11 protein-coding genes are annotated in these 13,618 nt (G+C 70.4%); 6 read left to right on the forward strand and 5 right to left on the reverse strand.

Annotated features, from left to right (window positions below):
• Nucleotides 1-55: 55 nt before the first annotated feature.
• Genes A7U43_RS22710 through A7U43_RS22720 form a run of 3 tightly spaced genes read left to right on the forward strand, consistent with a single transcriptional unit; the run spans nt 56 to nt 2,648 of the window.
• The gene (locus A7U43_RS22710; RefSeq protein WP_197499897.1) at nt 56-823 is read left to right on the forward strand and encodes a CoA transferase subunit A; all 768 of its coding nucleotides are present in this window, start codon (nt 56-58) and stop codon (nt 821-823) included.
• Complete coding sequence (locus A7U43_RS22715) at nt 820-1,470, forward strand: CoA transferase subunit B (RefSeq protein WP_067999604.1); 651 nt, start codon at nt 820-822, stop codon at nt 1,468-1,470. The genes A7U43_RS22710 and A7U43_RS22715 overlap by 4 nt, the downstream gene beginning before the upstream one ends.
• A complete protein-coding gene (locus A7U43_RS22720) occupies nt 1,467-2,648 on the forward strand; it encodes an acetyl-CoA C-acetyltransferase (protein WP_067999606.1) in 1,182 nt (393 codons plus the stop codon). The genes A7U43_RS22715 and A7U43_RS22720 overlap by 4 nt, the downstream gene beginning before the upstream one ends.
• A gap of 21 nt (nt 2,649-2,669) precedes the next feature.
• Here the strand turns inward: A7U43_RS22720 and nudC are convergent, their stop codons facing one another.
• Entirely contained in the window at nt 2,670-3,593 is a 924-nt protein-coding gene (gene nudC, locus A7U43_RS22725; RefSeq protein WP_067999608.1) for an NAD(+) diphosphatase, read from the reverse strand.
• Between the two features lie 6 nt (nt 3,594-3,599).
• On the reverse strand, nt 3,600-4,691 hold the full coding sequence (locus A7U43_RS22730; protein WP_067999610.1) for a potassium channel family protein: 1,092 nt from the start codon (nt 4,689-4,691) through the stop codon (nt 3,600-3,602).
• A gap of 42 nt (nt 4,692-4,733) precedes the next feature.
• Between A7U43_RS22730 and A7U43_RS22735 the strand changes: the two genes are divergently transcribed.
• Complete coding sequence (locus tag A7U43_RS22735; protein WP_067999611.1) at nt 4,734-5,138, forward strand: DoxX family protein; 405 nt, start codon at nt 4,734-4,736, stop codon at nt 5,136-5,138.
• Here A7U43_RS22735 and A7U43_RS22740 read toward each other — a convergent pair.
• On the reverse strand, nt 5,123-8,473 hold the full coding sequence (locus A7U43_RS22740; RefSeq protein ID WP_082902466.1) for an ATP-dependent helicase: 3,351 nt from the start codon (nt 8,471-8,473) through the stop codon (nt 5,123-5,125). The two genes, A7U43_RS22735 and A7U43_RS22740, sit on opposite strands and share 16 nt — an antisense overlap.
• Nucleotides 8,413-11,520, reverse strand: coding sequence for an ATP-dependent helicase (locus A7U43_RS22745; RefSeq protein WP_067999612.1), 3,108 nt, complete (start codon nt 11,518-11,520; stop codon nt 8,413-8,415). Before A7U43_RS22745 ends, A7U43_RS22740 begins: the two co-directional genes overlap by 61 nt.
• 71 nt (nt 11,521-11,591) lie before the next feature.
• On the opposite strand from A7U43_RS22745, the gene A7U43_RS22750 reads away from it, so the two are divergent.
• Nucleotides 11,592-12,383: an alpha/beta fold hydrolase gene (locus tag A7U43_RS22750; protein ID WP_067999615.1), complete on the forward strand. Its 792-nt coding sequence runs from the start codon at nt 11,592-11,594 to the stop codon at nt 12,381-12,383.
• A gap of 3 nt (nt 12,384-12,386) precedes the next feature.
• Complete coding sequence (locus tag A7U43_RS22755; RefSeq protein ID WP_068003482.1) at nt 12,387-12,683, forward strand: MGMT family protein; 297 nt, start codon at nt 12,387-12,389, stop codon at nt 12,681-12,683.
• 59 nt (nt 12,684-12,742) lie between these two features.
• Here A7U43_RS22755 and A7U43_RS22760 read toward each other — a convergent pair whose 3' ends face one another.
• Nucleotides 12,743-13,597, reverse strand: coding sequence for a TIGR02569 family protein (locus A7U43_RS22760; RefSeq protein WP_067999618.1), 855 nt, complete (start codon nt 13,595-13,597; stop codon nt 12,743-12,745).
• Nucleotides 13,598-13,618: the final 21 nt, after the last annotated feature.

The raw sequence follows: 13,618 nt of genomic DNA on the forward strand, positions 1-13,618 counted from the left end.
AGAATCTATGACCGAGACAGCAGCAGTTTGATCAATGGACGAAGATGGTGATCACATGGCCTCGAAGGTGTACTCCAGCGCCGCAGAAGCCGTCGCCGATATCGGCGACGGCGCCCGAATCGCGGTCGGCGGATTCGGCCTGTGCGGCATCCCGGACGCACTCATCCAAGCTGTCGCCGATACGACGGCGACCGGTCTGGAGGTGTTCTCCAACAACTGCGGCGTTGATGACCACGGCCTCGGCATACTGTTGTCGCTGGGCCGTATCCGGCGCGTCACCGCCTCCTACGTCGGGGAGAACAAGGAGTTCGCGCGCCAGTATCTGTCCGGCGAGCTGGAGGTCGAGTTGACGCCGCAGGGAACCCTCGCCGAGCGACTGCGAGCGGGCGGGGCGGGCATTCCGGCGTTCTACACCCCCGCCGGTGTGTCGACACCGGTCGCGGACGGGGGCATTCCGTGGCGATATGACTCCGACGGATCGGTGCTGATCGCCTCGCCTCCGAAGGAGACCAGGGTCTTCGGTGACCGTCGCTATGTGTTGGAAGAGTCCATCCGCGCCGACTTCGCACTGGTCCACGCTCGTCTCGGCGACACCGCAGGCAACCTCGTGTTCGAGAAGACGGCGATGAACTTCAACCCGCTGGCCGCAATGGCGGGCAAGGTCACCATCGCGCAGGTGGAGACCCTCGTCCAGCCCGGAGAGATCGACCCCGGCTCGGTGCACCTCCCCGGTGTGTTCGTCCAGCGCGTGGTGCACACCGGGCCCCAGGACAAACGCATCGAGAAGCGCACAATGCGCACCGATGAGGAAGCGAAGCGATGACCACACCCCTGCTCGGCTGGTCCCGCAATCAGATGGCCGCCCGGGCGGCCGCCGAAATGGTCGACGGCGAGTACGTCAACCTCGGCATCGGCCTGCCGACCCTGATTCCCGACCACCTCGACCCCAGCGTCCGAGTCACCCTGCATTCCGAGAACGGGATCCTGGGCACCGGTCCATACCCGGTCGAGGACGCCGTCGACGCCGATCTGATCAACGCGGGCAAGGAGACGGTCACCGTGAATCCCGGTGCGGCGTACTTCGACTCGGCAACCTCGTTCGGCATGATCCGCGGCGGCCACATCGATACCGCCGTGCTCGGCGCCATGCAGGTCTCCCGGTGGGGCGATCTCGCGAACTGGATGATCCCAGGCAAGATGGTCAAGGGCATGGGCGGCGCCATGGATCTCGTGCACGGTGCCGACCGGGTCATCGTGCTGATGGAACACACCGATAGGTCCGGGCAATCCAAGATTGTCCATTCCTGCACGCTGCCACTGACCGGGTCCCGTGTCGTCGACCGCATCATCACCAACCTCGCCGTCCTGGATGTCAGTGAGCGCGGAACGCTGGTGCTGCGCGAGCTGGCACCCGGGGTGGGCCTCGCGGACCTGGCCGAGGCGACCGATGCCCCGCTGGACCTGTCATGACGGCGACAACGTCGGTCCTGGTGGCGGGCGCCCGCACCCCGGTCGGCCGGCTGATGGGCTCGCTTGCGGCCGTCAGCGCCGCCGAACTCGGCGGGATCGCCATCGCGGCCGCACTCGCCAAAGCGGGTATCGAGGCCGACCGGGTCCAGTACGTGATCATGGGTCAGGTGCTCACCGCCGGCGCGGGACAGCTCCCGGCGCGCCAGGCCGCCGTCGCCGGTGGCATCCCGATGACGGTGCCCGCCCTCACCGTGAACAAGGTCTGCTTGTCCGGAATCGACTCGATCATCCTGGCCGACCAGATGATTCGTTCAGGTGCCGTTGATGTGGTGGTCGCCGGTGGGCAGGAGTCCATGACGCAGACGCCCCATCTGCTGCCGAAATCGCGCGCGGGCTACAAGTACGGCGACGTCGCGATCATCGATCACCTCTCCTACGACGGACTGCGGGACGTCTTCACCGACGAGGCGATGGGCGCATTGACCGAAGATGCCAACGATGTCGCCCGCGTCCACCAGGACGAGTTCGCTGCGCGCTCCCACCAGCGCGCCGCCGCAGCATGGCGGGACGGGATCTTCGACGACGAAGTCGTGCCGGTCACGCTCCGGCCACGACGTGGCGAACCGGCGTCGTTCAGGCGCGACGAGAGCGTCCGGGCGGAAACGACCAGCGAATCGCTGGCCGCACTGCGTCCGGCATTCCGGCCCAACGGCACCATCACGGCCGGCAACGCCTCCCCGATCAACGACGGCGCGGCCGCCGTGGTGGTGATGAGCCGACGCAAAGCCGAGAATCTCGGTCTGCCCTGGATCGCCGAGATCGGTGCCCACGGCATGGTCGCGGGACCCGATTCCACCCTGCAACTGCAACCGGCGAACGCCATCGCGGCGGCCTGTACGCGGGACGGCCTGGACCCCGGCTCACTGGACCTTGTCGAGATCAACGAAGCATTTGCGGCCGTCGGCATCGCCTCGACGGCAGCGCTCGGAATCGACCCCGCCAAGGTGAATGTCAACGGTGGAGCAATCGCCATCGGACATCCCCTCGGCATGTCCGGGACCCGTATCACCCTGCACCTGGCCCTCGAGCTGGCCCGCCGCGGAGGTGGGACCGGCGCCGCCGCACTGTGTGGCGGGGGTGGGCAGGGCACTGCTCTGGTGTTGCGCGCCAACCCGTAGTCGCCGCGGGCCGCGCCGTTCTTAGTCCAGCGCCGCCCAGGATTCGATGATCTCCCGGGCGATCGAGATGGATCCCGGCAGCAGCAGACGCGACGGGGAATCGCTGCTCCAGTCCCCGTTCTCGAGCGCGTCGCGGATTTCGGCGCGGGTGAACCAGTGCGCCTCGGCGATCTCGCCGTCGTTGAACGCGAACGGTTGTTCGGGGTCCCCGAGCGCGTGGAAGCCCACCATCAACGAGCGCGGGAACGGCCAGGGCTGACTGCCCAGGTACTGCACATCGGTCACGTCCAGGCCGACCTCTTCGGCGATCTCGCGGACCACGCAGGACTCGAACGACTCCCCCGCCTCCACGAAACCGGCCAGGATCGAGAACATCCGCTCCGGCCAGACACCCTGACGGGCCAGCACCGCGCGGTCATGACCGTCGTGCACCAGACAGATCACCGCGGGGTCGATGCGCGGGAATTCCTCGTGCCCGTTGTCGGGGTTGAGCCGCGACCAGCCGGCCTTGATCGACTTGGTGGGTGACCCGTCGACCGGGCTGTAGCGGGCGCTGTCATGCCAGTTCAGCAATGCCGTCGCGGTGGACACCAGCTGCGCGCTGGCATCGTCGAAGATCGCGCCGGCACGGCGCAGGTCGAGCACCTCGGATTCGACGGTCGGGTCCTCGGGTGCCTCCAGGCCCGCGCGGATCGCCCAGACGTGCCTGCCGTCGGCGAGGCGGCCCAGGAACACCGCCTGCTCGGGCGGGGCGTCACCGAGGCCGGTGGCCTTGCCGAGCACGACGCTGCCACCGGCGATCAGCACCTGGTTGCGCCGGTCCACCCGCAGCACCAGCGCGTCGGCCCAGCCGGCGATGGCGGCGTCGATATCGGTGCGCAGGGTGTCTGCGCGGTCCGCGCCGACCCGGGACAGCAGGGGCACATTGCGCAGCGTGAAACTCAAGGTCGGTTACCGGTCTTCCTTGGAGCGGATGTAGAGCAGCCGGTCGGACAGCTCGAGTGCGTCTACCCGTTCGTCGTCCACGCGAAGCAGTTCGCCGTTGCGGACGACACCGAGCACGATGTCGGTGAGATGGCGCGGCGAGCCGCCCACCTCCTTGGGTTCCACCTGCCGCTCGGCGATCGCGAAGCCCGCGTCGGGGGTCAGCAGGTCCTCCATCATCTCGACGACGCTCGGGGTCTGGGTGGCGATACCCAGCAGCCGTCCCGCGGTCTCCGACGTCACGACGGTGGTGTTGGCCCCGGACTGTTTGAGCAGATGCTGATTCTCGGCCTCCCGGACGGCGGCGATGATGTTGGCGCGCGGGTTCAGCTCCCGCGCGGTCAGCGTCACCAGCACGGCGGTGTCATCGCTGTTGGCGGCCACGATGATCGACTTGGCGTGCTGAGCCGAGGCCAGCCGCAGGATCTCCGAGTCGGTCGCGCTGCCCCGCACGGTGACCAGACCGGCGTTCTTTGCGCGTTCCAGGGCGGTGGGGTTGTTCTCGACGACGACGATATCGGCGGGTGCGACATCGTCACCGATCATCGCGGCCACCGCGGTGCGGCCCTTGGTTCCGTAGCCGACGACGACGGTGTGGTTGCGCACGCTTTTCCTCCATCGCTGAATCTTCAGCGCCTGACGCGACTGGGTGGTGAGGGTCTCGACGGTGGTGCCGATCAGCACGATCAGGAACGCCACCCGCAGCGGCGTGATGACCAGCACGTTGATCAGGCGAGCCGATGGCGACACCGGGGTGATATCGCCGTAACCGGTGGTCGAGAGCGAGACCGTGGCGTAGTACAGGCAGTCCAGGAACGACAGCGGGTCGTCCGGGTTGGGAGCGGAGTCGATATCGCGGTACCCGTGCCGGTCGATGTAGACGATCAGCACCGCGGCGAACAGCGCGCCGAGCGCCAACAGCACGCGGGTGAAGATCCGTCGCCACGGGCTGACGAACTTCTCCGGGATGTTGAGGACATCGACGAGGTCGGCGTCATGACGCGACGTCAGGTTCTCGTTCACCGCCGCCAGCCGCCGGCGCAATCTACCTTTGGCCACGTTTCACCGTTCGGCGCGGGTTGGGCACGCCACAATGAAACCATGACACCCCCCACATCCGGAGATCAGCAGCAAGCAAGTGCCACCCGCGCCGTCCGGATGGGCGGATGGCTCGTCGGCATGGGCGTCCTGCACTTCGTGGCGCCCAAGCCGTTCGACACCATCGTGCCTGCCGAGCTGCCCGGCAGCGCCCGCCTGTACACGCACGCCTCCGGGGTCGCCGAGGTCGCCGCCGGCGCCCTGCTGATCGCACCGAAAACCCGCAAGGTCGGGGCGCTGGCGTCGATCGTGCTGTTCCTCGGGGTGTTTCCCGCCAACGTCAACATGGTGCGGTTGTGGTCCCAGGAGCCGGCCAAGCCGGTCTGGATGCGCATCGGCGCGTGGGCCCGGCTGCCGTTGCAGATCCCGATGATCGCCCAGGCCTACAAGATCTACCGCAGCGCCTGAGCGTCCTCCAGCAACTCGGCCAGCTGCTCGGCGCCGGGCAGCGTGTCCGGCATGACGGTCACCCCGCTGCGCACGTAGTGGAAGGCCGCCCGCACCGATTCGACCGGGCACCCGTGCAGGCCGGCCCACGCCAACCGGTAGACGGCCAGCTGCACCGCCGCGTGCCGCTGGGCCTCCGGGGTCGACGGCGGCTCACCGGTTTTCCAATCGACCACCACCGAGCCGCCGTCGGGTTCGGCGAAGACGGCGTCGATGCGTCCGCGCACCACGGTGGCGCGCGGCCCGTCGAGAATCATGTCGAAGGGCACCTCGACGTCGACCGGGGTGCGCGAGGCCCAGACCGACGAGGCGAAAGCGGCCTGCAGGTCGGCCAGCTCCTCGGCGTGCACCCGCCCGGCCTCGCCGTCGACCGCACCGGGCAGATCGTCCAGATCGAACAACCGCTCGGCGTGGAAGTAACGCTGCACCCATTCATGGAATGCGGTGCCCAGCAACGCGTGTGGATCCGGCCGGGTGGGCAGCCGCCGACGCAACCGCTGTCGCGCCGTGGCGGGATCCTTGCTCAGCTCGACCAGGGTGCTCACCGAGAGTTGCCCGGGCAGTGCGACCGGCGGCTGCTCGGTGGCGCGGGCCCGCTCCGCGAGCAGCGCGTCCACGTCGGCGGCCCAGTTCTCCATGTCGACGGCGGCACCGATCGGCCCCTGGGCGGCCTCGGCCACCAACGCGGCGCCGCGCTCGATATGGGTGCGCCGGTCACCGGCCGCCTCGACCGGCCACACGGCCTCGGCTACGCTGCCGCGCAACGGGTTCGGATCTCCGTCGGCCGGTTCGGGCGCCCAGTGGTCGATGACGCCGCAGGGCTGCCCGGCCGCCACCGACGCGTCGATGATGGCCTTGAGTTCCAGCAGGAACTCCGAGGGCCCGCGGGGTTTGGCCTCGGTGGGTCCCCAGTGGTGACCCGAGAGCAGCAGGGTGTGCTCCGATCGGGTCAGCGCGACATAGAGCAGCCGTCGTTCCTCGTCACCGCGCCGCTGGGCGAGCATGTCCTTGTGATCGGCGATCTTGTCCGACAATGTCTTCCGGTCGTTGACATCGGAGGTGTCCAACACCGGGACGCCGTGTTCGTTCACGGGGGCATCCGGGCGAGCGGAGCGCGCGGATACGGCTCTGTCGCCGCGCAGCAGCGGCGGCAGGTCCCCGGCATCGCTGAGCCAGGTGCGGGCCATCGCGGTGGACGGGAACACCCGTCCGCTCAGGTGCGGAACCGCCACCACCTCCCATTCCAGGCCCTTGGCGGCGTGCACGGTGAGGATCTGTACCCGGTCGGTCGACACCGTCACCTCCGCGGGGGCCAGGCCGTTCTCGACGACCGCGGCGGCGTCCAGGTAGGCCAGCAATCCGGCCGGAGCACCGTCGGAGCGGGCGGCGAAGTCGGCGACCACGTCACCGAAGGCGTCCAGATGTTCGGTGCCACCCCAGCCGGCGGGCACCGGGCGGGCCGACCGCGCTTCGACGTCGACGCCGAGCACCCGTCGCACCTCGGCGATCAGATCGGGTAGCGGATGGCTCAGATGCGCACGCAGACCGCTGAGTTCACGGCCGAGCGCCGCGATACGGGCGTAACCCGCCGGCGAGTACAGCTCGGCCGGGCCGGGGTCACTGATGGCATCGGCGAGGCAGGCGGTGTCCGCGTCGGGCGCGGCGCGGGCAACGATGCGCTCCAGGGTGCCCAGTTGTCCGGGGGCAGGCACATCCAGCTCGACGGCGCGCTGCCACAGCGCCGCGATATCGCGGGCGCCCAGACGCCAGCGCGGCCCGGTGAGCACCCGCATGGCGGCCGCACCGCCGGTCGGATCGACCGCCAGGCGCAGCATGGCCACCACATCGGCCACCTCGGGGATCGCCAGCAACCCGGCCAGGCCGACGACCTCGACGGGGATCCCGCGCGCCGTCAGCGCCTCGGCCATCGGTGCGGCGTCGGCGTTGCGCCGCACCAGCACCGCCGCTGTCGGTGGCGTCGGGGTACCCCGGTAGCGGGCGGCGACCTGATCGGCCACCCAATCACGCTCTTCGACAACGTCATTCAGTAGGGCGGCGCGCACGATACCCGGCTCGGCGTCCGGGCGGGGCAACAGTTCGCGCACGCTCACCGACCGCTTGCGGGCCTGCGCGGACACCGCGTTGGCCAGGTGCAGCGCCTCCGGCGGGTTGCGCCAGCTGGTGCGCAATTCCAGGGTGGGCGCCGGGCGGCCGTCGGCGTGCGGGAAGTCGGTGGCGAAGCGCGGCAGATTGGTCGCCGAGGCGCCACGCCAGCCGTAGATCGACTGAATGGGGTCACCGACCGCCGTCAGGGCGAGGTCATCGTCGACACCGCCGCCGAACAGCGAGGACAACGCGATCCGTTGGGCGTGTCCGGTGTCCTGGTACTCGTCGAGCAGCACCACCCGGTAGCGCTGCCGCAGCTGGGCACCGACCTGCGGCGCGGCCACCGCCAGCCGGGCGGCCGCCGACATCTGGGCCCCGAAGTCCATCACCTTGCCCGCCCGCATCCGGCGGTGCAATTCGTCGATGAGCGGTACCAGCTCGGTGCGTTCGTGCTGGGTGGCCAACAACTTCAGCAGCCATTGCGCCGGGCCGCGGTCCCGTTGGCTGCCGCCGGCCGGCAGATGGTGGATCAGACGTTCCAGCTCGGTATGGGTGTCCAGCAGGGCCGCGGTGTCCACCAGATGCTCGGACAAGGCGCCGGCAAGCCGCAACACCAGTGCCGTCACCGCGGCCGGCGTCTTCTCAGTGTCCAGGACTTGGGGATGCTCGCAGACCACCCGGAAGGCCAACTGCCACAATTCGGTTTCGCCGATCAGCCGGGTATCCGGCTCGACCGGCAACAGCAGACCGTGCTCACGCAACAGCGCCCCGGCGAAGGCGTGGTAGGTGCTGATGGTCGGCGGTTCGCCGGTACCGAGGTGCGAGCCGCGGATATCGCGGCCGATACCGGTTCCGGCCAGTCGGGCCAGTCGGGTGCGGACCCGGCGCAGTAACTGGCCGGCGGCCTTGCGGGTGAAGGTGAGGCCGAGCACCTCATCGGGGCGGGCATACCCGTTGGCCACCAGCCAGACCACGCGGGCGGCCATCGTCTCGGTCTTGCCGGCACCGGCGCCGGCGATGACGACGAGCGGGCCCGGCGGCGCCGCGATCACCGCGGCCTGCTCCGCCGTGGGGGCGAACAGTCCCAGCGCGTCGGACAACTCGGCGGGACTGTACTGCTGCACGGCGGTCACGACCGGCCTTCCGGGTTCTGGGCGGGGCAGATGGGGCGCACCGGGCAGTGCCCGCAGCCCGCGTTGGCACGCGCGACGAAGTGCGGTCCCCGGGTGGCCGCGGCCGCCTCGGTAACGGTATCGCGCCACTGCTGGGCGGTGTCCTCGGTGAGCGCGTCCTGGGTCCGTTCGGTGACGCCCCCGGCCGTCGTCTTGCCCGGATAGACCAGCAACCCGCCCCCGGGCTCGTCGCCCTCGGGCAACACGCCCTCGGCGACGGCGAGCTGGTACATGGCCAGCTGGGCGTGGCGCTGCGCGTCGTCCTTGGTGGCCGGACTCTTGCCGGTCTTGATGTCGACGATCACCAAACGGTCGGCGTTGTCCCGCTCGAGACGGTCGATGCGCCCGCGCACCCGCACGCCGGGGGCGACCATACCGTCGACGGCCACCTCGGTGCCCACCTCGGTGAGCTGATCGCGGGTGGACTGTCGCCACTGCGCAAACGCCGAGAGCATCGCGCCGTGCCGGGCCAGCTCGTTGTCTGCGTACCACTGGGATTCGAATGGCATTGCGGCCCAGACGCTCTCCAGCTCGGCGAGCAGCTGGCTCTCGGACTTGGCGGAGTCCGACACCAACGCGTGCACCAGGGTGCCGACGGCCGATCGCACGTCGCGGCTGTCGGACCCGCCGTGGCGTTCCAGCAGCCACCGCAGGGGGCAGTCCGCAAGCGTCTGCAGAGTGGACGGTGACAGCGTGCTCACGTGGTCGTCGCCGGACCACAGCGGCTCCACCGTCGAGGGCTCGGTGCGATCCTGCCACTGCGCGGGGTCCGCGCCCGGCACCCCCGCCGCGGCGAGCCTGGCCAATTGCATTGCCGCACCGGACTTTGCCGATTCGTCCACCTCACCGTCGGGGGCGCACACCACGGCCCGCAGCCGGCCCACCAGTGCTGCCGGTGTCAACACCCTTGGCGCCGGGATGATCTCACGCTCTGCGCCGGTCTCGGAGCTCTCCGAGGTCAGCTCGGCAAGCTCGGCGCAGAACGGCGACGGCAACATCGCGGTGTCGCCGGTGTCGCTGTCGACGGCGGTCACCAGCAGGCGGTCGCGGACGCGTCCCATCGCCGCGATCAGCAATCGGCGTTCCTCGGCCAGCAGCGGCGCCCTGGTGGACAGTCGGGCCGTCGGGCCGTCGTCCGGCCCGGTCACACCGTCGAGCACGTCCACCAGATGCTGGGTGCCGAGCACCCCGCCGCGGGGAACGGTGTTGGGCCACAGACCTTCCTGCAGCCCGGCCAGCACCACGACATCCCAGTCGCGTTCCAGCGCCGCGTGCGGGCTGCAGATCGCCACCGCGTCCTCGCGGCCGGGGCACATGCCGGTGGCCGGTAGCTCCAACGCGTCGACGTGGGCGACCAAACCGCTCAACGTCGCCCCCGTGGTGTTGGTGACGTACTGGTCGGCAATGTCGAACAGTTCCGTGACCGACGCCAGATCGCGCTCTGCGGCGGCGCTTCCGGACCCGCCACGATCGGCCAGTGTCACCCACCGCCGCTGCAGCCCGCTGCGATTCCATGCCTGCCACAGCGTGCTTCGCGGATCTTCGCCGACACGGTGACTGTGCGCGGCGGCCCGCAGCACCGCCCGAACCCGCTGCAGGTTACGGTCCAGATCCTCGGGCAGACCTTCGGGTACGCGCCGCACGGAGCGGGCGAGCAACTCGGAGAATTCCTGCTGATGGCCGAACGTGCGACGCAGCGCGCGACGCAACTGCCGTAGCGACACCGGGTCGACCCGGCCGATGGGTCCGGTCACCAGATCCATCGCGGCGGCTCCGGTCAGACCGTTGGCGGTCACCTCGGCCACGGTGAGCAACGCACGAACCGCGGGCTGCTGGGCCAGCGCGGCCTCGGCGACGGGCAGCTCGACGGGGACACCGGCGGCGGTCAGGGTGCGGCCCAGTGCGGCACCGACGCGGGACACCGACCGGACGATGACCGCCATCTGCGACCACGGCACCCCGTCGATCAGGTGGGCCCGGCGCAGCGCGTCGGCGATCAGGGTGGCCTCGGCGTGCGTCGACCCGGCGATCCGAACGGCGACCGAACCGGACCGGCCGGGTACCCCGGTGAACTCACGGCGCCCGTCCGCCCCGGGCAGGCGCCGCGCGATCCCGCAGACCGCGGCGGCCACCGCCGTCGAGCAGCGGTGCGATCCGGTGAGCACGACGGCCGGCGTCTCGGTGCGCAGCAGCGCAGGATCACCACCGCGGTAACCGAACACGGCCTGATCAGGGTCGCCGGCGAACACCGCGAGATCGGCACCGGCGGCCAGCACCCGCACCAGCAGCGCCGCCTGCGGATCGAGCTGCTGTGCATCATCGACCAACAGCAGGCGGACCCGGGCACGTTCGGCGGCGAGCAGCCCCGGATCCAGTGCCAGCGCGTCCAGCGCGGCGCCGACCAGTTCGGCCGCGCCCAATGCCGGCACGGTGGCCTGCGGTGCGGCCATTCCCACCGAGGAGCGCAGCAACATCACCTGCTCATAGGTCGCAGCGAACCGGCCGGCCGCCACCCATTCGGGGCGTCCGGACAGCCTGCCGAGACGCTGCAGGGCGACCGGGTCCACGCCGCGTTCAGCGCAGCGCGCCAACAGGTCCCGCAACTCGGTGGCAAAGCCTGCCGTCCCGAGCGCCGGATGCAGCGGCAACGGCCAGCGCTGTGCGCCGTCCTCCAGATCCCCGGCGAGCAGTTCCCGGATGATGCCGTGCTGTTCGGCGCTGGTGATCAGCCGCGGCGGCGGATCACCGTTGCGCTGCGCGGCGAGGCGCAGCACCGCGAAGGCATAGGAGTGCACGGTGCGCACCAGCGGTTCACGCACCACGGCGCGCGCCCCCGCCGACAGCAGTGCCGCGGTGATCGCCCCGCGGGCACGGGCACCGAGCCGGGACGAACCCGTCAGGAGCAGAACGCTTTCCGGGTCCGCTCCGGCGGCGATATGGGCCGCCGCGGTGTCCACGAGCAGGGTGCTCTTGCCCGTCCCGGCGCCACCGAGCACCCGAACCGTGCCGCGCACACCGGTGGCGGTGAGCGCGTCGGGAGTCAGATCGGTGTGCGGCGCGGACATGTGGGCATCACACCAGGAAGGTCTGACAAGTCGCGCTGACCAGCGCGGACGGCGGCGTCTACGATCGAGCCGTGACCAACGGCCTCCACACCTACCGTTATGGCCCCTCCCGGCCGGCTCAGATCCTGGGCGTGCACGGACTCACCGGGCATGGGCGGCGCTGGGAAACCCTGTCCGAGGGGTACCTGCCCGAGTTCTCGGTACTGGCACCGGATCTGATCGGACACGGCCGGTCCACCTGGTCGGCGCCGTGGACGGTGGAGGCCAACGTGGCGGCGCTGGCGGCGCTGCTGGACGCCGAGGGAGGCGCGCCGGTACTGGTGGTCGGGCACTCGTTCGGCGGCGCGGTGGCGCTCGCCCTGGCCACGGCTCGGCCCGATCTGGTCTCCGGGCTGGTGTTGCTGGATCCGGCGGTGGCGCTGGACGGCGCCTGGATGGCCGAGATCGCCGACGCGATGCTGGCCTCCCCCGACTACCCCGACCGCGAGGAGGCCACCGCCGACAAGCTGTCCGGGTCGTGGGGCGAGGTCGCCGCCCGCTATCCCGACGAGTTGACCCGCGAACTCGACGAGCACCTGATCGCACTCCCCAACGGTCGCCTGGGCTGGCGCATCAGCATCCCGGCCGCGATGTCGTACTGGAGCGAGCTGACCCGGCCGATCCCGTTGCCGCCCAGCACGACACCCACGACACTGATCCGCGCCACCCGCACCACGCCGCCGTACGCGACCGATGAGCTCATCGGTGCGCTGCGCGGGGCGCTGGGTGAGCGTTTCACACTGGTCGAGCTGGACTGCGACCACATGGTCGCCCAGGCGCTGCCCGCAGAGACCGCGGCCGTCATCCGCGGGCATCTGGCCTGAGTGATGGCGCCCGTCACCGAGGACCAGGTCGAGACGGTGCGGGCGTTGGTCGCAGGTATCCCGGCCGGTCGGGTGAGCACCTACGGCGATATCGCCGAGGCGGCCGGGCTGTCCAGCCCGCGGATCGTCGGCTGGGTCATGCGCACCGACTCCTCGGATCTGCCGTGGCATCGGGTGGTTCCGGCGTCCGGACGGCCGGCGCCACACCTGGCGGCCGAGCAGTTGGCGCGGCTGCGCGCCGAGGGGGTGCTGGCCGCCGACGGCCGGGTCCCGCTGCGCACCTACCGTCACGAGTTCTAGCGATTTGTGGAGCGAAAGCCGTAACCATTACGGGTAAAACTCCACAAATCGCGGGGGAATCAGAGGGCGAGCCGGACCAATGCTGCCGTCCGTGCCAGACCGGGGAAGGCCGCCGCGGTGGACCGCGGGTGCAGCGCGTGCACCGCGAGCCGGAACATCAACGCGCGTAACAGCATCTGCGGCCATTCCGGCAGCGGCGCCCACCGCTCGACCAACCCGTCGTCGGCCTCGCCCCAGGCCAGCGCATCGACGACCACCACACCGGCGGCCCACGATGCCGGCCGCCAGTACGGGGTGATATCGGTGATGCCGGGTGCCGCGGTGCCGGCGAAAAGCACTGTGCCGTAGAGATCTCCGTGCACCAACTGGCTCGGGCTGCGCGTCGGCTTGCGCAGCGCGGCGAGCTGGTTGATCAGCTCCACGGACTTCTGGCCGTCCGCCGAGCCGGGCGCCACCCGCGCACCCTGCGGCAGTCCGTGCAGCGGGCGGTCCTCCCAGGCCGCGCGGTCGGCGGCGATGAACACATCGACGTCCGACCACGGCGCCACCGGCGGTTGGGTCAGAAAGCGTGGGCGCTCCAGTTTCGCGGTGGCCTCGTGCAACCGGACCGCGGCGGAGACGACCTCGTCGTGCCGAGGTTCGGGGGTACCAGCGACGAAGGTGTCGGCCCGCCAGCCGGCCACCACATAACGACCGTCGGTGGAACGCACCGGGCGGGCCAGCCGGATCCCGTCGGCGAACAACGTCTCACGGACCTTGGCCGACCAGGCGGCGCGAGCGTGGTCGGCCACCATCGACAGCACGACCTCTCCGCACCGCCAGCCGCCCTCCCAGCTGGGACCGAGCGGAACCGGCGACAGGCCGGCCAAACCGAACGCCGCCATCACATGGTCGGGTGGCAGATCGTCAGACACGCACGTCAGCCTAAGCGGTGA

The organism is Mycobacterium adipatum (genome assembly GCF_001644575.1).
In the GTDB taxonomy this organism is placed as follows: domain Bacteria; phylum Actinomycetota; class Actinomycetes; order Mycobacteriales; family Mycobacteriaceae; genus Mycobacterium; species Mycobacterium adipatum.

Bases quoted from the DNA above. Each gene is read 5' to 3' on its own strand.
- A7U43_RS22720 (WP_067999606.1), top strand. From the start codon at position 1,467: ATGACGGCGACAACGTCGGTCCTGGTGGCGGGCGCCCGCACCCCGGTC.
- A7U43_RS22735 (WP_067999611.1), top strand. From the start codon at position 4,734: ATGACACCCCCCACATCCGGAGATCAGCAGCAAGCAAGTGCCACCCGC.
- A7U43_RS22745 (WP_067999612.1), bottom strand. From the start codon at position 11,520: ATGTCCGCGCCGCACACCGATCTGACTCCCGACGCGCTCACCGCCACC.
- A7U43_RS22715 (WP_067999604.1), top strand. From the start codon at position 820: ATGACCACACCCCTGCTCGGCTGGTCCCGCAATCAGATGGCCGCCCGG.
- A7U43_RS22755 (WP_068003482.1), top strand. From the start codon at position 12,387: ATGGCGCCCGTCACCGAGGACCAGGTCGAGACGGTGCGGGCGTTGGTC.
- A7U43_RS22710 (WP_197499897.1), top strand. From the start codon at position 56: ATGGCCTCGAAGGTGTACTCCAGCGCCGCAGAAGCCGTCGCCGATATC.